Origin of the sequence: Klebsiella sp. GW_Kp182, from assembly GCF_040062275.1 — a bacterium.
Classification (GTDB): Bacteria; Pseudomonadota; Gammaproteobacteria; order Enterobacterales; family Enterobacteriaceae; genus Klebsiella; species Klebsiella michiganensis.
The window spans coordinates 114615-132951 of the sequence record NZ_JBEAFQ010000008.1 but is presented as its reverse complement, the minus strand read 5'-3'; the positions used below and the strand labels follow the sequence as shown (position 1 = coordinate 132951).

Sequence of the window (18337 nt, the reverse complement as noted above, 5' to 3'; positions counted from 1 at the left end):
GATTTACGAATAAAAAAACGCGCCCCGGTGTTATCAACGGGGCGCGTTTTTTATGCTTTCAGCACATAGCCATATAGCCGCTTAATGCCGTCAGGGTCCGTTTCGCTGTAGACCCCCTGGAGCTCCGGCGAGAAGCCCGGCAGCATATTGACGCCTTCCTCCAGCGCCAGAAAATAGCGCAGCACCGCCCCGCCCCAGATTTCGCCAGGCACGACGCACAGCACGCCCGGTGGATACGGCAGCGCGCCCTCCGCCGTAATGCGCCCTTCGGCTTCGCTTAAGCGCACCAGTTCAACGTTACCGCGAATAAACTCGCGGTTGGCGTCCTGCGGGTTCATCACCGCGCGCGGGAAGCTCCTCTTGCGGAACATCTCTTTTTGCAAATCCTTCACGTCAAAGCTGACGTACAGGTTATGCATTTCCTGGCACAGCTCGCGGATGGTGTAATCCCGATAGCGCACCGGATATTTATTAAAGATGGTCGGCAGAACGTCGGCCAGCGGGGTGTCGGATTCAATATGCTGCTCAAACTGGGCGAGCATCGCCACCAGCTGCGCCAGCTTCTCGGCGCTCTCTGCGGGCGTCAGCAGGAACAGAATGGAGTTCAGATCGCACTTCTCCGGCACGATGCCGTTTTCGCGCAGGTAGTGGGCCAGAATGGTCGCCGGGATACCAAAATCGGTATATTTTCCGCTCTCCGCATCGATCCCCGGCGTCGTCAGCAGCAGTTTACAGGGGTCAACGAAATACTGATCGCTGGCATAGCCTTCGAAGCCGTGCCAGCGCGCGCCCGGCTCAAAGCTAAAGAAGCGCCGTTCGCGGGCGATGGCTTCAGTGGGATGATCCTGCCACGGACGCCCCGCCACCACCGGTGGAATAAACGGCTGGATCATTTTGCAGTTGGCGATAATCGCCTTGCGCGCTTCGATACCCAGCGCCACGCACTCCGCCCACAGGCGGCGCCCGCTCTCTCCTTCGTGAATTTTGGCATTCACGTCCAGAGCGGCGAACAGCGGATAAAACGGGCTGGTCGAGGCGTGCAGCATAAAGGCGTTGTTGAGCCGCTTATGCGGGCAAAAACGTTCCTGTCCGCGCAGGTGGTTATCTTTTTTATGGATCTGCGACGTTTGCGAAAAACCGGCCTGCTGTTTGTGCACCGACTGAGTGACAAAAATGCCCGGGTCGTCCGGCGTCAGGTCCAGCAGCAGCGGCGAACAGTCGGCCATCATCGGGATAAACTGCTCGTAGCCGACCCAGGCCGAGTCAAACAGGATGTAGTCGCACAGACCGCCGATTTTATCGACCACCTGGCGGGCGTTGTACACCGTCCCATCATAAGTACCGAGCTGAATCACCGCCAGGCGGAACGGGCGCGGCGCATCGGCTTTTTCCGGCGCCGTCTCGCGTATCAGTTCGCGCAGGTATTTCTCATCGAAGCAGCGATCGTCGATACCGCCAATAAAACCAAACGGATTACGCGACGCTTCGAGATAAACCGGCGTTGCGCCGGCCTGAATCAGCGCGCCATGATGATTGGATTTATGGTTGTTACGGTCAAACAGTACCAGATCGCCGCGCGTCAGCAGCGCGTTGGTCACCACTTTGTTCGCCGCAGAGGTGCCGTTAAGGACGAAGTAGGTTTTATCGGCGTTGAAGACCTTCGCCGCGAACTTCTGCGCGTGTTTGGCAGACCCTTCATGAATCAGCAGATCGCCAAGCTTAACGTCGGCGTTGCACATGTCGGCGCGAAAGACGTTTTCACCAAAGAAGTCGAAAAACTGCCGTCCCGCCGGATGCTTCTTAAAGAAGGCGCCGTGCTGATGGCCCGGACACGCGAAGGTGCTGTTATCCATCTCAACGTATTGGGTCAGCGTATCGAAGAACGGCGGCAGCAGGTTCTCTTCATAGCCGCAGGCGGCGGCTTCCAGTTCGAGCCACTCCTGCTCTTTGCCGCTAACGATGGCCGTCACGCCTTCTGGTTTTTCGTGGTCAGCGTCACTGAACAGATAAACCGGCAGGTTGAACCCGGTGCGTTTCAGTAACGCAAGGATGCCGCTGCGGCTGTCCGCTACGGTAATGACGACTGCCGCCACATCGGTAAAATCTGTACTGTCCAGGGCCACCACGCGACGGTGGGTGGACAGGCGGGATACCAGCTCGCGGCTGGCGGCAATGTGCATTGATTTCATGAGCGCGAATACCCGTTTCCGGAGAGTAAAAGGCTTCGGCCAGGGCGTCTGGGCTCTGGCCAACGAAATGTCAGGGTCTGGCTGGATCCCAGCTCCGACCGCCAGACATCAGTAAAAGCAGACCGCGTCCGATCTTACTGTTGTCCTGCAGTGAGCCTGCGTTACGCTCACCGCATGGTGGGCAGAAGTTGCAGTGTAAGGGTAGCAAGACGAGGCTGCCTGCGCATCTGTACGCAGCGGCAACGGCGATGTAGCGGCGATGTCGTCATCACGGCGGCCTCATTCAGGAGAGGAGAAAATTCGCGCAATCATGTCACCTTTAAATCTACCGCGCAAGATGAATTACGTATGCAGCCATACCACGGATGCGCAAGCCTTTTGGCCCGTTTAGCGTCATAATAATGCAGTCATTAGGGATAATTAACAGGAGTCATGCTGTGGTTACAGGGCCATTTATTAACGCCGGCGCGGTCCTTTTGGGCGGCGTACTCGGCGCACTCTTAAGTCAAAGATTGCCGGAACGGATTCGTACATCAATGACCTCTATTTTTGGCCTCGCGTCGCTGGGCATCGGCATTCTGCTGGTGATCAAATGCGCCAACCTGCCGGTGATGGTGCTTTCAACGCTGGTGGGCGCGCTGCTCGGCGAAGTGTGCAACATGGAGAAAGGCATTAATACGCTGGTCAGTAAGCTCCAGCAGCTGCTTTCGCCCAAAAAGGGGCAGAAAAAGGTCTCAGCGCATGAGTCCTATATTCAAAGCTACGTCGCGATAATCGTGCTGTTCTGCGCCAGCGGAACCGGGATTTTCGGCGCGATGCGCGAAGGAATGACCGGCGACGCCAGCATTCTCATTGCCAAAGCGTTTCTCGACTTCTTTACCGCCACTATCTTCGCCTGCACCCTGGGGCTGGCCGTCTCGGCCATTTGCGTACCGATGCTGGCCATCCAGCTGGCGCTGGCGGCCTGCGCGTCGCTGATTATGCCGTTAACCACGCCGATGATGATGGCGGATTTCACCGCCGTCGGCGGCATGCTGCTGGTCGCGACCGGTCTGCGCATCTGCGGAATTAAAATGTTCGCCGTGGTGAATATGCTGCCGGCCCTGGTGCTGGCGATGCCGATTTCAGTGGCCTGGACGGCGTTTTTCGCCTGAAGATGCGTGCTTTTGACGCAATGTGGTGATAGATTGTTCAGTCTGCTGCGAAACAGATAAATTTCGTTGACGAGGTGCGGTGAATCAGGTTTAATGCGCCCCGTTGCCCGGATAGCTCAGTCGGTAGAGCAGGGGATTGAAAATCCCCGTGTCCTTGGTTCGATTCCGAGTCCGGGCACCACTATTTAAAGAACCCGCCCAAAAGGCGGGTTTTTGCTTTTCTGCGGCCGGACTCTCCATCGAACTCCGTTCGATTATTCGCCGCACGGCGGCTCACCCCTTCGGGGCCAGCGCGACAAGCGCGCTGTTCAACGCCTGCGGCGTTAGTCCGAGTCCGGGCACCACTATTTAAAGAACCCGCCCAAAAGGCGGGTTTTTGCTTTTGGGGAACTAGCACTAGCTTCCCGTCAAAGTCCCCTCACCCTCTCCGCCAGAAAAAAATCATTGCCAGGGATTTTGCCTGCCCCACGCTCTCTCGCATCACTTGCCTGAGCGCAGGTCTGCTTGTTTTGCGGGAAAACCCTTATCACCAGCGTCGTTGAAAAAGTAAGCTATTTGTCAGTTAGTAGAGAAAGATAAAAAAAACTGAACAATTTTAATAAACTTATAATGTGGCGTATTTCTCAGATTGTGTATGAATGAGTAAATAAATTAATGCCTATTAAAATGTAAAAAAAGCACTACCGACAATTATTATTTCTGGCGTAAGCAGCTAAAGGAATGAACATGCTGAGTAACGGAGCAAAAGATTATAAAGCGAAACTGTTTGAAAATCATGATGAGAATATTCATTTTCTTTTGCATACTCCACTCTCCATTCAGCGCCAGGTCTGGGAGTCTGCAGCCACAAAGGCAACGCTACCTGCGGGTGTATGTATCGAAACTGTTAACGATACAGAGGTGACCGCGGAGTGGATTTCATATCCAGATTCGATAAATACCAGGATTATTCTCTATTTCCACGGAGGTGGAAATTCTCAGGGTTCGTGTCTGACTCACAGAAAACTCGCTGCCTATCTCGCACAATATTCTGGTTGCCGAACTCTGGTACTGGAATATCCTCTGGCGCCAGAAAATCGATTTCCTGCGGCCTTATTAAATTGTCATCAGGCCTATTTATGGCTGCTTGCTAATGGTTATTCAGCAGAGGACATTATCCTCGCGGGAGACTCCAGTGGTGGTGGTCTGGTCATGTCGCTTTTACTCTTGTTAAAACAGCATCAAGATCCTTTGCCGGACTCGTCTGTTCTGCTATCACCCATGTTGGATTTCACACTTTCAGGTAAGAGCATAACGCTGTGTAAGGATCTTGATCCGCTGCTTTGCATAGAAGACCTGATAATGACCGTGAAATACTACTGTTCGGACAGTGAACGAAGCGATCCTCTTGTCTCTCCCCTGTTTGGTGATTTGTCTGGACTTCCTCCCGTATTTATTCAGGTGGGAAGCGAGGAGTTATTGCGCGATGATGCATTACGCCTCTCCCGATATGCTAAAAAGGCTGGGATGCAAGTTGAGCTTGAGATATGGGACGGGCTCTGGCATGTATTTCAGTCATCGGTGGGAAAGATACCTGAAGCGGATGAGGCGTTACAAGCCGTTGCTAAATTTATCCGAAGCAGAAGAGCCTGTCTGTAATTCTGTGTAACTGCCACTATAAAAGGTGATCGCTCAGGCGGTCACCGAACTCGATAATAAAACGACTCATCGCCAGCCGCCAGTTCTGGATCGGCATACTCCATTTTTTGACGCATCTTTGATCGCCAGATAAACCACTTTCCGTACCGAGTCGTCTGTCGGGAACACTTTGCGTTTCTTAATCGCAGCACGGATCACGCTGTCCGACGAGATCGAACGCAAGATTATTCGCCTGTTCGCACTGGGGATGAGTTACCAGGATATCAGCCGGGAAATTGAAGAGCTCTATGCTTTCAGCGTGTCCACCGCCACCATCAGTACAGTAACCGATAAAGTCATCCCTGAACTAAAACAGTAGCAACAGCGCACGCTGGAGAAGGTTTACCACTTCGTCTGGCTGGATGCTATTCACTATAAAATCCGTGAGGATGGCCGTTACCAGAGCAAAGCGGTTTATACCGTTCTGGCGCTGAATCTGGAAGGCAAAAAAGAAGTTCTGGGCCTGTATCTGTCAGAAAGTGAAGGCGCTAACTTCTGGCTATCCGTATTGAGTGACCTGCAAAACCGTGGCGTTGAAGACATCCTGATTGCTTGCGTGGACGGGCTGACTGGCCTCCCGGAGGCAATAAACAGCATTTATCCGCAGACAGAGGTGCAGTTGTGCGTCATTCACCAGATCCGTAACACGATTAAATACGTGGCCTCAAAGCACCATAAAGCCTTCATGACCGACATGAAACCGGTATAGCATTTGTTGCTCATATACCATACAAATCCATAAAGATAAAATTTAAACAAAGAAAACAAAAAGTTATAGAAATGCTTTGGATATCACTATTCAAAATGATTCCAAAATCACCTGTACCAGCGAGAGTATGAGAACCATAATGGTTTAATAATTATCGAAATTGTCTATCAAGAGACGACATTTGCCAAACTATCTAAACTGGCTGATGCAAAACACCCTACCTGGTCAGGTGTTGCTCCAGTCATGGCTCACTCGTAACGGCATAGATCGTAAGCTCTCTTACCTCTATGTGCAGAATGGCTGGCTCAGGCGGATCGCGCACGGCGTATACTGACGGACGGGCCGTGAGCCGGACTGGGTGGACGCGGTTTATTGCCTGCAAACGCAGTGGGAAAAACCGGTTCGCGTGGCGGGACTGACCAGCGTTGCGCTACAGGACTATGCTCACTATACCGAGCCGGGCAGGCAGCAAATCTGGCTCACGCTTCCGGCTTACGTCAAGCTGCCGGGATGGTTTGTCGTCTTTGAACCATCCGCGATGTTTGTCACGCTGTATACCTCTGGCCTCACCGTTGATATACCGTCATTCACGACACAACTTAAAATCGGCGACCGACAGTTAGTGGGCAGCGTACCGGAACTGGCCGCGTATGAGATCGCCTGCGGCGTTCCTTCCTTGATCTCGTTCGAACATGCCGATGCTCTGTTTCAGGGGATGAATCTTCTTAGCCCGCGTAAATTACAGGCGCTGCTCTTCGCCAGTCATTCGGTTAAAACCAACCGCGTGATGCTCTACCTTGCCCGACGCAATGAGCATCCTTACTTTCAGTACCTCGATCAAAGCGGTATAGAAACAGGCTCGGGAAAACGGCAAATCGTTCCCGGCGGTTGGCTGGAGCCGGATTATCAAATCACCGTTCCCCGCGCATTTAAACCGGAAGGAGTCGAAGATGGATCTGCGTGATAGTTATGCCCGACAGGTCAGGCTATTAATGACTGCCCTGCCGCATGTGGCGCAGGAGTCCTGTTTCGCCCTGAAAGGCGGCACGGCAATCAACTTATTTGTACAAGATTTCCCTCGCCTGTCGGTGGATATCGATCTGGCGTATAAGACCTTTACTGATCGCGATACCGATCTGGCGGTCATCAATGACGCCTTGATGTGTATTACTGAATCGCTGAACGGCAGACCGGGGATCACGGCTATCCGGCAGGAGAATAAAGCGGATGAAAAGCGCATCATAGTTAACACCGCTGATGCGAAGATAAAGATTGAAGTTTGTCACACCGTTAAATGCGGACCTCGAACATTATGTGTGGAGTTCCATCCGCTATATGTGAACCTCAGACCGTTATGTGTGGACCTGACTCCACACATAACGAAGCCTCTCTCCTTAAACACCGATTTTTCGTGATACCTCTCACCAAACCAAAGCGATTTTTTGTAGGGGCCTTCGTGGGGGCTTTTTGCAAGCAATATCAACAAAACCAATAACAAACAGCACGTTAATCGTAGGTATGATTCCGAGTCCGGGCACCACTATTTAAAGAACCCGCCCAAAAGGCGGGTTTTTGCTTTTCTGCGACCGGACTCTCCATCGAACTCCGTTCGATTATTCGCCGCACGGCAGTCTTAATTTGCAAGATATTGGGTGGAAACTCGCTTATCAGAAGTTATACCCAAAACAACATGCTAAATCCGGTCAAAACGACGATACAAGCGACATTCAAAAACAGGCCGGCGCGCATCATCTCCTGCTGCTTGATATGGCCGGTGGCGAAAACGATAGCGTTTGGCGGCGTCGCCACGGGCAGCATAAAAGCGCATGAAGCCGCAATGGCAATCAATACCGACAGAATCACAGGAGACATGCCGAACGCTTCAGCCACTGAGGCAAATACGGGAATGAGCAAAGCGGCGCTGGCCGTATTACTGGCAAACTCGGTCAGAAATACCACGAATGTTGCAATCACCAGGATAATAATAAATATCCCCATATGAGCCACCATCCCGCTAATCTGGTTTGCCAGGAACAGACTGGTACCCGTCTCTTTCAACACATTACTTAAGCAGATACCACCGCCGAATAATAACAGCACGCCCCAGTCAGCCGTTTTTTCTATATCCTTCCAGTGAACCACCCGGGCGAAATTGACTAATATAATGGCGCCTAAAGCCACGATGGTATCGAAGGATTTAAAACCGCCCAGCAGATCGTTAATGGGTCCGCTGAAAATCCAGAAGAATACGGTAAGGCCAAAAATAGCCAGGGTGACTATTTTGCCTTTATCCCAATCGACCTGTTCACTATTCGTTTCGAAGGTCCCCTTAAGTTCCGGCCTGAACACGAGGTAAAGAATCGCAATAGCGACTGGCAGTAAGACGATCATTGCCGGGAGACCGAACTTCATCCAGTCAAAGAAGGAGAGCCCCACCTCGGCGGCGGCAATCGCATTCGGTGGACTGCCGACGATGGTCGCCATTCCGCCAATGCTGGCGCTATAGGCAATACCGAGGAGCACAAACACATAGGTCGAATGGCGGTTTTTGCCATCGACTTTACTCAGGATCCCCAATACCAGCGGCATCATCATTGCGGCCGTCGCCGTATTACTGATCCACATTGACAGCAGCGCCGTCACGCCAAATAGCATAAAGACCGCGAGGCGCATTTTGCCCCTCGCCATCGCTAATACCTTATCGGCAATGACTTTATCCAGCCCCTGTACATGCATCGCCGCCGCCAGAGCAAAACCGCCGAGGAAAAGGAATATCGTTGAGTTAGCGAAACTGTTTAGCGCCGCCTGGGTATTAAATACCCCCAGCAGCACGGCCATGACGGGAACCATGATTGCCGTAACGGTCACGTGCAGCGCTTCCGTTAACCATAATACGGCGATAAAAGCGAGCATACTCAGCCCCATGACCACCTTCGGCTCATAGGGTAGCGTGTTGTAGAGAACGATAAACAAAACAATATCGAGCAAAATGATGATGCTGTTACGATTAAAAAACCACTCATGGGTATTGGTGGGTAAAGGACTCATGTCGTTTTTATTCATAGTAGCTTCCTTGTAACTGGTTACGACTGAATCATTACATGTATATGTCTTTCAGGTATAAATTATGTTCCTGTTCTGTTAACTGGATCGTACCAGACAATTTCCCGCCTGAATGACACCCAGGTCAGGATATTTCCGGAAAGAGGTTCCTGATATAGACGATTTATTGAAGCGAGCAGGCCGACTTTATTAGCTTTAATTTCCTTCGTCTGAATTTCTGTCTTTGGCTGCCGCGCCGGTATACGCGACGTTGATAGTTTCACCAACATCTAAAATAGCCCCAGAGATCCATCGATTATTTTCGGCAATCCATTTCTGAAATAGAGATAAAGCAGCGCGTAAATACGGATAATTCGGTGAGAAACCGGGCAAAAGCGCGCTATTCTGGAAATCGACACGCCCAGGCGGCTAACAACCTTTCCCTCCGGACGGCTAAAAAGCATCTTATATTCCTTTTTGCTCTTAGCGGCAGACAAAAGTTCTTTAAAATGCCAATTTTGCAGCCCTACCATTCAAATCATCTCGATACGAATGGGTAAAATGTTATGTCAGTTTTTCATTCCGTTAGCGACCTGATTGGTCATACTCCCCTGCTGCAGCTCCATAAGCTTGATACCGGCCCCTGCAGCCTGTTTCTAAAACTGGAAAATCAAAATCCCGGCGGCTCGATAAAAGACCGCGTCGCGCTATCCATGATTACGCAGGCAGAGCGCGAAGGGAAATTAAAACCCGGCGGCACGATTATCGAAGCCACCGCCGGCAATACCGGCCTCGGTCTGGCGCTGATCGCCGCGCAGAAAAATTATCGCCTGATTCTGGTGGTGCCGGACAAAATGAGCCGCGAGAAGATTTTCCATCTGCGCGCGCTGGGAGCGCAGGTACAGCTTACCCGATCGGACGTTAACAAAGGCCATCCCGCCTACTATCAGGACTACGCCCGGCGCCTTGCCGACGAAACGCCAGGCGCCTTTTATATCGACCAGTTTAATAACGAGGCTAACCCGCTGGCGCATGCCACCACCACTGCCCCGGAAATCTTCCAGCAGCTGGATGGCGATATCGACGCGATCGTCGTCGGCGTCGGCTCCGGGGGAACGCTCGGCGGGCTTCAGGCCTGGTTTGCTGAGCACTCCCCTGAAACGGAATTTATCCTCGCCGATCCGGCGGGCTCCATTCTGGCGGACCAGGTCGAAACCGGGCGCTACGGCGAAACCGGCTCCTGGCTGGTGGAAGGGATCGGCGAAGACTTTATTCCGCCGCTGGCCCATCTTGAAGGCGTCCGCAGCGCATACCGCGTCACCGATAGCGAAGCTTTCGCCACCGCCCGCCAGCTGCTGCAGGTTGAAGGCATTCTGGCAGGCTCCTCTACCGGAACGCTGCTCACCGCCGCCCTGCGCTACTGCCGGGCGCAGACATCACCTAAACGCGTGGTGACCTTCGCCTGCGACAGCGGCAATAAATATTTATCAAAGATGTTTAACGATGACTGGATGCGCCAGCAGGGCTTTTTAAGCCGTCCATCGCGCGGCGATCTCAGCGATTTTATCGCTCTGCGCCACGACGAAGGAGCAACCGTCACCGCCGCGCCGGACGATACCCTGGCGGCCATCCTCGCGCGTATGCGCCTCTACGACATCTCGCAGCTGCCGGTGCTGGAAAACGGCCGCGTCGTCGGCATCGTCGACGAATGGGATCTGATTAGCCACGTCCAGGGCGACAGTCAGCGCTTTTCTCTGCCGGTCAGGGAAGCGATGACCCGTAACGTGGAGACCCTGGATAAGCACGCGCCGGAAAGCGCGCTGAAGGCCATTTTCGATCGCGGCCTGGTGGCCGTTATCGCCGACAACGATCGTTTTCTTGGCCTCATTACCCGCAGCGATGTGCTGACCACCTGGCGTAACCGACTCGAACAGTAAGGACTTCTCAATGACAAATTTGCATACCCTGAGCGTACATAGTGGCACATTTACCGATGAACACGGCGCGGTGATGCCGCCTATTTATGCCACCTCCACCTTTGCTCAGCCCGCGCCGGGGCAGCATACCGGGTACGAATATTCGCGCAGCGGCAACCCGACCCGTCACGCGCTGGAGACGGCGATTGCCGACCTGGAAAGCGGCACGCGCGGCTACGCCTTTGCTTCCGGCCTTGCGGCCATCTCAACCGTGCTGGAGCTGCTGGATAAAGACAGCCACCTGGTCGCCGTCGACGACGTCTACGGCGGCACATACCGGCTGATTGAAAACGTTCGCCGCCGCAGCGCCGGCCTGCGGGTGAGCTGGGTGAAGCCCGACGATCTGGCGGCCATCGAAGCGGCCATTCGGCCCGACACGCGCATGATCTGGGTTGAAACGCCGACCAACCCGCTGCTTAAGCTGGCCGACCTCAGCGCCATCGCCGCCATTGCGCGGCGGCATAATATTATCAGCGTCACCGACAACACCTTCGCCTCGCCGGCGATCCATCGTCCGCTGGAGCTGGGCTTTGATATCGTGGTGCATTCGGCGACCAAATACCTTAACGGCCACTCCGATGTGGTCGCCGGGCTGGCGGTGGTCGGCGACAACGCCGCGCTGGCGGAAAAGCTGGGCTACCTGCAAAACGCGGTCGGCGGCGTCCTCGACCCGTTCAGCAGCTTCCTGACGCTGCGCGGTATTCGTACCCTGGCGCTGCGTATGGAGCGCCACAGCAGCAATGCGCTGCTGCTTGCCGAGTGGCTGGAGCAGCAGCCGCAGGTCGAAAGGGTCTGGTTCCCGTGGCTGGCCTCGCATCCGCATCATCAGCTGGCGCGCAGGCAGATGGCGCTTCCCGGCGGAATGATCTCCGTGGTGGTCAAAGGCGACGATGGCTACGCCGAGCGGATCATCCGCAAGCTGAAGCTATTTACCCTCGCGGAAAGCCTCGGCGGCGTGGAAAGCCTGGTGAGCCAGCCGTTTAGCATGACTCACGCGTCGATCCCGTTGGAGCAGCGTTTAGCCAACGGCATTACTCCGCAGCTGATTCGTCTGTCGGTAGGGATTGAGGATCCGCAGGATCTGATCGCCGACTGGCGTCACGCGCTGCGCGACTAAGCAGATTGCCCGGCGGCGGCTAACGCCTTGCCGGGCGACAAGATCCCCCATCACATCAGGCCCGCCGCCCGGCAGAGAATTAAGCAGTCTACCCGTTCTGGCCCTGCCCCTGCAGAAGATGCTCAACAAATCGCGTCAGCTTCGGCAGCGGCCGCAGATCCTGCCGCCAGAGCAGGTGAATCGGCCTCGGCTGCGGGGTATACGCCTCGAGCACGCGCACCAGTTTGCCGCACTCGAGCGCATCCGCCAGCAGCACTTCCGGCTGCAGCAGCAGCCCGGCGCCGGCGATCGCCGCCGTTCGCAGCGCGTAGCCATCATTACAGCGCAGAACAGCGTCGCGCTTCCAGCGTACGCCCTCCTCCGCGCCCGGCAGCTTCCACTCATTGCGCGCGGTCCACACCGTATGCGACAAACAGAGATGATCGACCAGGTCCGCAGGCGTTGTCGGCGTACCGTGGCGGGCTAAATACCCGGGCGCGGCGCAGATCGTCATCCGGTAGGGCGCGAGATACTTTGCCACCAGATCGTTATTGCGGATCTCGCCGATGCGGATCGCCAGATCGATGCCCTCATCCACCAGATCGACCATCCGGTTGGTCAGATCCAGCTCCACGCGCACGTCGGGCCAGGCCTGCAGAAACGTGGCGGTCAGCGGGGCAATCACGCAGGCGCCAAACGACGTCGGCGCGCTTATCCGCAGCGTGCCCGCGGGCGCGACCCGTAGTCTCTCCACTGAACTTTCGGCGATGGAGACCTGCTCCAGGACGCGTTTCGCCTCGTCAAAATAGACCCGCCCGGCGTCGGTCAGGCTCTGGCGGCGGGTATTGCGCTCAAGAAGACGGGTATTAAGCTGCCGCTCGATCAGCGCGATATATTTCCCGACCATCACCGCCGACATCTCGAGCCGCGCTGCGGCGCCGGTAAAGCTTCCGCACTCCACGACCGCAATAAAGGTCTCCATCGCCCGCAGCTTATCCATATTACAAACCCCTGGTTAGCAATCATTTAACTTTTAGCCAGTTTATCCGATATTTGTTTTATTAAAGAATAGCCTCTCACCCGAGAGAGGAACCTGCTATGAAAATCATCATTATTGGCGCCAGCGGTACCGTTGGCCGCGCGGTTGCGCAAGAATTAAACCAGCGTCATGAAGTCATTCGCGTCGGCCGCACTCAGGGCGACTATCAGGTCGATATCACCTCACAGCAGAGCGTGCAGAACCTGTTTGCGAAAACCGGTCGGGTAGACGCGATTGTTTCCGCCACTGGCAATCTCTTCTTTGGCCCGCTGGCGACCATGACCGACGGCGATTTCAACCAGGGCCTACAGGATAAACTCCTGGGGCAGATTCGCCTGGCGCTGACCGGCCAGCATTATCTGAACGACGGCGGTTCTATTACGCTGATTAGCGGGATCGTCGCCCATGAGCCCATCGCTCAGGGCGTCAATGCCACCACCGTCAACGCCGGGCTGGAAGGATTCGTTCGCGCCGCCGCCTGCGAACTGCCGCGCGGAATACGTATTAACCTGATTAGCCCCACCGTATTAACGGAATCGGCGGCAGCCTACGACGGTTTCTTCCCCGGTTTTACCAGCGTCCCCGCCGCCAGCGTGGCTCAGGCCTACCGCCGCAGCGTAGAAGGCGTTCAGAGCGGACGGATCTATAAGGTCGGCTACTGACCGGCGCCGCTGCGGGCCGGAATTACGCTGCCGGCCCGCGACGGCGCTTACATCCTGTTTCATCAACGGCTACACTGATCCTTCAATTTGCCTTTTTGAATGACTCATGTTGAAGAAACTCGTTTTTATTGCCCCGCTTTTGGCGCTTATCGCTCTACTTATCTGATGGTTCACGCCCCGCTACGCCGAAGAGGACGTCGCGTACTACCGCTCCGTCTTCTGCGTTATTGACCATCAGGACAGCCGTGCGTTTCTCCGCGATATGGAAAATATGATTGAAGGCGGCAATTCGGATTATGCGCTGCATAAGACCCACTACGTGCCCGCTCTGGGCCAACGGATGCTGGACACCTGGCAGCAGTTGACGCCGGAAGAGCAGAAAAGTATCAGCCAGGACCAGCAGCGCTGTCGCCAGCTGATGAGCGAAAAGCAGCGCCCGGATTAAGGCGTATTACTGCGCAAAATGACTCGCTGACAATAATAGAAAATAACATTCTGCTGCGACGAGCGGAATGTTAAACATAAACATGGCGAATGAATAACAGTATTTAGCGCGCGAAAAAGTTATATTTAATCGATATCCCGACGTTATTATCACCCTATTTATTTTAAAAAAATCGTTCTGGAAATAATTCCGTCACAATCTCCTCTTATATTTCCAAGCCTTAATAAACAGTAAATTATAACCAATAATTATCGAGGCTTATTTTGATTCGCTATATTCCCGTTTCGCTCTCTCTGGTCGCCGCCGGCGTTTCCGGCGTGCTCTACGCTGCGCCGATAAATACGCCCGTACTCGCTACGATGGATAATTTCCGCGATATCGCTGGCACGACGTCTGTTTATACCACCAGCCACGACGGCACCCTGCGCACCGGCGTTTTTTATCGTTCTAATGCTCTGGCATTATCCTCCGCGGACCAGGCGACGCTGAGCACGCTCGGTATCAGCGATGTTTATGATTTGCGCACGGCCAGCGAAATCGCCAGCAGCCCGGACGTGATGCCCGACGGGGCGAGGTATACCCATATTGATATCATCGGCAACACCGCTTCGGGCAGCAACATCACCTCAATAACGTTCAGTAGCGCCGCTGAAGCCAAAGCGATGATGCAGCAGACCAACGTCTCCTTCGTCAGCGATGCCGGGATGCGCGCCCGGTTCACCACGCTATTTAACGATCTGGCCAGCGCCGACGGCGCAGCGCTGTTCCATTGTACCGCGGGCAAGGACCGCACCGGCTGGACCGCCGCGATGCTGCTGAGCATTGCCGGCGTCGATGAGGGGACCATTATGGAAAACTACCTCGCCACCAACGACTATACCCGCCAGCGCGTCGAAGCGACCCTGGCGATGATGCCCCCCGCCATGGCGGCGATTTACGAGCCGCTGCTGGGCGTCGATGCCAGCTATCTTCAGGCCGGGCTGGATGAAATCAGCCGCGAGTACGGATCGGTGGATAACTATCTGAAGCAGGGCCTGGGGCTGTCGCAGGAGACGCTCTACGTCCTGCGCGGCAAAATGGTGCAGTACGGCCAGCTGCCGGGACAAAGCGAACTGCGGGGGAATGCGGCGCAGGGCGCTGCGCTGCTTAACGCCCTGCAAAACAGCGAGCTATCGGGCCGCTACACCGACTATAACTATTATCTGCAATCGGCCATTGATGCCGGAACCCTCGGCGGCGTGGAGACTCAGGTCGGCGGGCAGATTTACGCGGACGCCGCCAGCTACCTGCTGCGCAGCGGCTCGCGATTAGACAGGGCGTTAACGCCGAATATTGATAGCCGTCAGCTGCGGGATGGGGAAGGAAAACTGTGGCTGACCGGGCTTAGCGGCTATCTTGGCACCGATGGTTCCGCCCGCGCCGCCAGCAGTAATGAGCATACCACCGGCTCGCTGCTGGGCTATACCTGGCGGTTTAACGCGCAGCTTAGCGGCTACGGCACTCTGGGATATAGCTGGGGCTCGCTGGGCAGCGCCAGCGCCGATGCGGATGCCAACACCACTCTGCTGGGGTTCGGCGGTCGCTATGCTTTTGAGGATTTAAATCATGGCCTCTTTGCCGCCGCCGATCTTAACGCAGGCTGGATCGATTATAGCAGTACGCGCCGGCTGAATGGCGGGCTGGGTACGGCCACCGGCGATACCCATGGCCAGCTGGTTGGCGGCACGCTGCGCCTCGGCTACGTCAGTCCGCTCGATTTTGCCAGCGTTGAGTACGCCGTCGGGACCCGCCTGACCCACCTGCGGATGGACGCTTTCCGCGAAAGCGGCAGCGAGCTGGCGCTCAACGTCGACCGCGTCAGTGAAAATAACGCCAGCGGTATTGCCAATGTGAGTATCGCATTTCATTCGCAAAACGGCGGCGGCTGGCGCTTCACGCCGGCGATAAATATCGGCTATGAACACAGTTTCAGCGGCCCTTCGGTACGCACTCAGGGACAGGTTTATCACTATGAGGTCGTACAGAACGCGGCCTTCGATAGCCGTGACATGGTCAACGCTGGCGCCAGTTTGAGCATCACGCGCGGTGCGCTGAGCCTGAACCTTGGCGGCCAGGCTGACGTCGCCAGCGGCGGCGACAGCCACGGCTACAGCGGCAGCCTTAGCGTGGGCTACGCCTTTTAAACATCCCCAGCAGGCCGCCGCCGCGGGCGGCTTGCTCTTAGCCACGAAAATGCAAAGCGGTTAAACATACACCGCCGAGGATCGGCGCATTTTTCGCCGCCATGGGCAAAACGAAACGCTGGCAGGAAAGGTAAAACAGAAATTATGTTTCAATCCGCTACTGGCAGCGGCAATCATCAATCTGATGCATGATTGTCCTTACCATAAAAAGTAGTTGATCTGGTATCGACAAGCTCTTATTTTGCTTCTCAGTTTTTAAACGAGATGAAACTGATGCCTACTATTACAGCCAGTAGTATGAAAGAAGCAAAAGAGTTAATGAATTGTGGGAAGTACAAAGAAATCGTTCTCAATTTCGATATTGATGCTGACGATTTTTTCACCCTCGCAACATCCCAGTCAGGAACAAAAGTCACCATCACAGACAGAAATAATCGCTCATCGGTCAAAGCAGAAAAATAATAAAAACCCCTGAGGCTCTTCTTATGCTGTTAGCTATTGGTACCGTCGCTGTTGCTTTTCTTTCCACGTTGATGCTGATCTGGCTTGACGATCGCATTACCGACCAGGATTAACGACCCGGGCCGGCGATAAGCCGCAAAACCGCCCGCCTCTGTGTTTCTCTCGCCCGTAGCCATCGGCTGCGGGCGATTCAAAAAACCCGCCAATCCCGTTTTCACATTACGCACTGATGATTTTCGCCCGCCGGGCAGGTCATGCATTCGCATAAAAACAGGGGCTTAAAGAAGAAAACGAGAAGGGAGCCCCGCGCCGCCGACGGCGCGGAGCACGGCGATTACAGCGACTTCGCCAGGCGCTCGACGGCGGTCATCAGACCCTCTGTCGACACCGTCGAGTAGGACAGGCGCAGCGTGCGGGTATCCGGGTTATCGTTATAGAACGCTTCTCCTGGTACGTAGACCACGCCATTTTCCAGCGTTTTCTTCATCCATTCCATGGTATCGAACGGATAACGGAAGCGAGCCCACAGGAACATACCGCCTTTAGGACGGCTGAACGCCAGATGCTCGCCAAGCTGCGATTCCAGCGCGTCGGCCAGCGCCACGCACTTCTTGCGGTAATCTTCGCGGATCAGGGCAATCTGGCTTTCCAGGCGGTTCATGCTCAGGTATTCCGCGGTGATGACCTGCGAGAGCATATTAGTGTGCAGATCCGCCGCCTGTTTAACGATCACCGTCTGCTGCGCCAGCCAGTCCGGCATCACGATCCAGCCAATACGCATCCCCGGCGCGAGGATTTTGGAGAAGGTGGAGGTATAAACCACCTGATCTTCACAGCCCAGCTCAACCGCATACTGATACAGCGGGCGGCGTACTTCATCAGTGAAGCTGATTTCACCGTACGGATCGTCTTCGATAATGACGAAGTCGTGCTTTTTCGCCAGCTCAACCAGGCGGCGGCGGCGCGCTTCGCTCAGGGTTTTCCCGCCGGGGTTGCCAAACGTCGGCACCAGGTAAACGGCTTTCACACGCGTGGTTTCCAGCAGATCGGCCAGCTGTTCCACCAGCATGCCGTCATCGTCGGTATCCACGCTGAGAATATTGGCCTGCGCCAGCTGGAAGACCTGCAGCGCCGCCAGATAGGTCGGACGCTCAACGACAATCGCATCACCCGGATCGAGCAGGGTGCGGGCGACGATATCCAGCGACTGCTGCGAACCGGAAGTGATATAGACATGACTTGCCGAACAGGCCACGCCGCGCGCCTGACACAGTTCGCTAACGGCCTGACGCAGCGGCGGATAACCTTCGGTCAAACCGTACTGGAACGCATCGTTAAAGCGCCCGTTCATCACCTGCTGCACCGCCAGGTTCAGGCCTTCGGTATCAAAAAGCTCCGGGGCCGGAATACCGCCGCCCAGAGAGATAACGCCGGGCAGCTTACTGTGCTTGAGGAGTTCGCGGACGGCGGAGGGCTTAAGTTCACCCGCGCGGGCGGCGAGTCGCCGATCGTGCATACTATTTTCCTTTTCTGTCTTGTTGTTGTGATGTTTTATCTATTTTTACCGTTCATTCCCCCGGTCGCACTATGCTCACTGGGGCTACGGGTTCGTATGTTCGGTAGCCCGGACAGATGCGCAGCATCGCCTCCGGGATATTCTTCAGCATCCTGCGGCCTTCCCCCGGGGGCGGCGCGATGCGCCT

At 55.1% G+C, this 18337-nt stretch carries 12 protein-coding genes, 1 tRNA gene and 5 pseudogenes; 12 read left to right on the top strand and 6 right to left on the bottom strand.

The genetic code is table 11. The features are described 5' to 3' along the window. Positions 1 to 50: 50 nt before the first annotated feature. On the bottom strand, positions 51 to 2189 hold the full coding sequence (locus ABLU88_RS10540; RefSeq protein WP_103813972.1) for an ornithine decarboxylase: 2139 nt from the start codon (positions 2187 to 2189) through the stop codon (positions 51 to 53). 437 nt (positions 2190 to 2626) lie between these two features. On the opposite strand from ABLU88_RS10540, the gene ABLU88_RS10535 reads away from it, so the two are divergent. From ABLU88_RS10535 to ABLU88_RS10525, 3 genes are all read left to right on the top strand, one after another. After that, positions 2627 to 3343 carry a DUF554 domain-containing protein gene (locus tag ABLU88_RS10535; RefSeq protein ID WP_004135818.1) on the top strand — a complete coding sequence of 239 codons (717 nt, stop codon included), beginning with the start codon at positions 2627 to 2629 and terminating at the stop codon, positions 3341 to 3343. A 105-nt stretch (positions 3344 to 3448) separates the two neighbouring features. Next, a tRNA-Phe gene (locus ABLU88_RS10530) sits at positions 3449 to 3524 on the top strand. 545 nt (positions 3525 to 4069) lie between these two features. Continuing rightward, positions 4070 to 4981: an alpha/beta hydrolase gene (locus ABLU88_RS10525; protein ID WP_085520132.1), complete on the top strand. Its 912-nt coding sequence runs from the start codon at positions 4070 to 4072 to the stop codon at positions 4979 to 4981. Between the two features lie 16 nt (positions 4982 to 4997). On the opposite strand, the pseudogene ABLU88_RS10520 reads toward ABLU88_RS10525, so the two are convergent. Continuing rightward, a pseudogene (locus ABLU88_RS10520) lies at positions 4998 to 5185 on the bottom strand (IS256 family transposase); the annotation flags it as partial. 7 nt (positions 5186 to 5192) lie between these two features. Between ABLU88_RS10520 and ABLU88_RS10515 the strand changes: the two are divergent. The 3 pseudogenes from ABLU88_RS10515 to ABLU88_RS10505 all read left to right on the top strand — a co-directional run. Beyond that, positions 5193 to 5729: pseudogene (locus ABLU88_RS10515) on the top strand (IS256 family transposase). A 181-nt stretch (positions 5730 to 5910) separates the two neighbouring features. Beyond that, positions 5911 to 6693 (top strand): annotated as a pseudogene (locus ABLU88_RS10510) (type IV toxin-antitoxin system AbiEi family antitoxin domain-containing protein). After that, a pseudogene (locus tag ABLU88_RS10505) lies at positions 6680 to 7009 on the top strand (nucleotidyl transferase AbiEii/AbiGii toxin family protein); the annotation flags it as partial. The pseudogenes ABLU88_RS10510 and ABLU88_RS10505, both read left to right, overlap by 14 nt. A 394-nt stretch (positions 7010 to 7403) precedes the next feature. On the opposite strand, the gene ABLU88_RS10500 reads toward ABLU88_RS10505, so the two are convergent. Both ABLU88_RS10500 and ABLU88_RS10495 read right to left on the bottom strand, forming a co-directional pair. Then, entirely contained in the window at positions 7404 to 8792 is a 1389-nt protein-coding gene (locus ABLU88_RS10500; RefSeq protein WP_348836470.1) for a DASS family sodium-coupled anion symporter, read from the bottom strand. Positions 8793 to 9061: 269 nt separating this feature from the next. Further along, positions 9062 to 9304 carry a hypothetical protein gene (locus ABLU88_RS10495; RefSeq protein WP_348836469.1) on the bottom strand — a complete coding sequence of 81 codons (243 nt, stop codon included), beginning with the start codon at positions 9302 to 9304 and terminating at the stop codon, positions 9062 to 9064. A 33-nt stretch (positions 9305 to 9337) separates the two neighbouring features. On the opposite strand from ABLU88_RS10495, the gene ABLU88_RS10490 reads away from it, so the two are divergent. Together ABLU88_RS10490 and ABLU88_RS10485 are read left to right on the top strand one after the other, a co-directional pair. Then, complete coding sequence (locus ABLU88_RS10490; RefSeq protein WP_025105933.1) at positions 9338 to 10708, top strand: cystathionine beta-synthase; 1371 nt, start codon at positions 9338 to 9340, stop codon at positions 10706 to 10708. Positions 10709 to 10718: 10 nt separating this feature from the next. After that, a complete protein-coding gene (locus ABLU88_RS10485) occupies positions 10719 to 11864 on the top strand; it encodes a PLP-dependent aspartate aminotransferase family protein (protein WP_004854188.1) in 1146 nt (381 codons plus the stop codon). Between the two features lie 88 nt (positions 11865 to 11952). On the opposite strand, the gene ABLU88_RS10480 is transcribed toward ABLU88_RS10485, so the two are convergent. Beyond that, positions 11953 to 12843, bottom strand: coding sequence for a LysR family transcriptional regulator (locus ABLU88_RS10480; protein ID WP_029946875.1), 891 nt, complete (start codon positions 12841 to 12843; stop codon positions 11953 to 11955). Between the two features lie 98 nt (positions 12844 to 12941). Between ABLU88_RS10480 and ABLU88_RS10475 the strand changes: the two genes are divergently transcribed. The 4 genes and pseudogenes from ABLU88_RS10475 to ABLU88_RS10460 all read left to right on the top strand — a co-directional run bounded on the left by ABLU88_RS10475 (position 12942) and on the right by ABLU88_RS10460 (position 16634). Then, positions 12942 to 13544, top strand: a complete 603-nt coding sequence (locus ABLU88_RS10475) for a short chain dehydrogenase (protein ID WP_025105932.1) — start codon at positions 12942 to 12944, stop codon at positions 13542 to 13544. 106 nt (positions 13545 to 13650) lie between these two features. After that, positions 13651 to 13989, top strand: a pseudogene (locus ABLU88_RS10470) (hypothetical protein). Positions 13990 to 14252: 263 nt separating this feature from the next. Continuing rightward, a complete protein-coding gene (locus ABLU88_RS10465; protein WP_025105930.1) occupies positions 14253 to 16172 on the top strand; it encodes a tyrosine-protein phosphatase in 1920 nt (639 codons plus the stop codon). A 273-nt stretch (positions 16173 to 16445) separates the two neighbouring features. After that, positions 16446 to 16634 (top strand): hypothetical protein, encoded by a 189-nt coding sequence (locus ABLU88_RS10460; protein ID WP_014226855.1) that lies wholly within the window; start codon positions 16446 to 16448, stop codon positions 16632 to 16634. A 334-nt stretch (positions 16635 to 16968) separates the two neighbouring features. On the opposite strand, the gene ABLU88_RS10455 is transcribed toward ABLU88_RS10460, so the two are convergent. Then, positions 16969 to 18150, bottom strand: coding sequence for a PLP-dependent aminotransferase family protein (locus ABLU88_RS10455; protein ID WP_014226856.1), 1182 nt, complete (start codon positions 18148 to 18150; stop codon positions 16969 to 16971). Positions 18151 to 18337 lie beyond the last annotated feature (187 nt).

Bases quoted from the DNA above. Each gene is read 5' to 3' on its own strand.
- ABLU88_RS10480 (WP_029946875.1), bottom strand. From the start codon at position 12,843: ATGGATAAGCTGCGGGCGATGGAGACCTTTATTGCGGTCGTGGAGTGC.
- ABLU88_RS10475 (WP_025105932.1), top strand. From the start codon at position 12,942: ATGAAAATCATCATTATTGGCGCCAGCGGTACCGTTGGCCGCGCGGTT.
- ABLU88_RS10460 (WP_014226855.1), top strand. From the start codon at position 16,446: ATGCCTACTATTACAGCCAGTAGTATGAAAGAAGCAAAAGAGTTAATG.
- ABLU88_RS10455 (WP_014226856.1), bottom strand. From the start codon at position 18,150: ATGCACGATCGGCGACTCGCCGCCCGCGCGGGTGAACTTAAGCCCTCC.
- ABLU88_RS10540 (WP_103813972.1), bottom strand. From the start codon at position 2,189: ATGAAATCAATGCACATTGCCGCCAGCCGCGAGCTGGTATCCCGCCTG.
- ABLU88_RS10525 (WP_085520132.1), top strand. From the start codon at position 4,070: ATGCTGAGTAACGGAGCAAAAGATTATAAAGCGAAACTGTTTGAAAAT.
- ABLU88_RS10485 (WP_004854188.1), top strand. From the start codon at position 10,719: ATGACAAATTTGCATACCCTGAGCGTACATAGTGGCACATTTACCGAT.
- ABLU88_RS10490 (WP_025105933.1), top strand. From the start codon at position 9,338: ATGTCAGTTTTTCATTCCGTTAGCGACCTGATTGGTCATACTCCCCTG.
- ABLU88_RS10500 (WP_348836470.1), bottom strand. From the start codon at position 8,792: ATGAATAAAAACGACATGAGTCCTTTACCCACCAATACCCATGAGTGG.
- ABLU88_RS10495 (WP_348836469.1), bottom strand. From the start codon at position 9,304: ATGGTAGGGCTGCAAAATTGGCATTTTAAAGAACTTTTGTCTGCCGCT.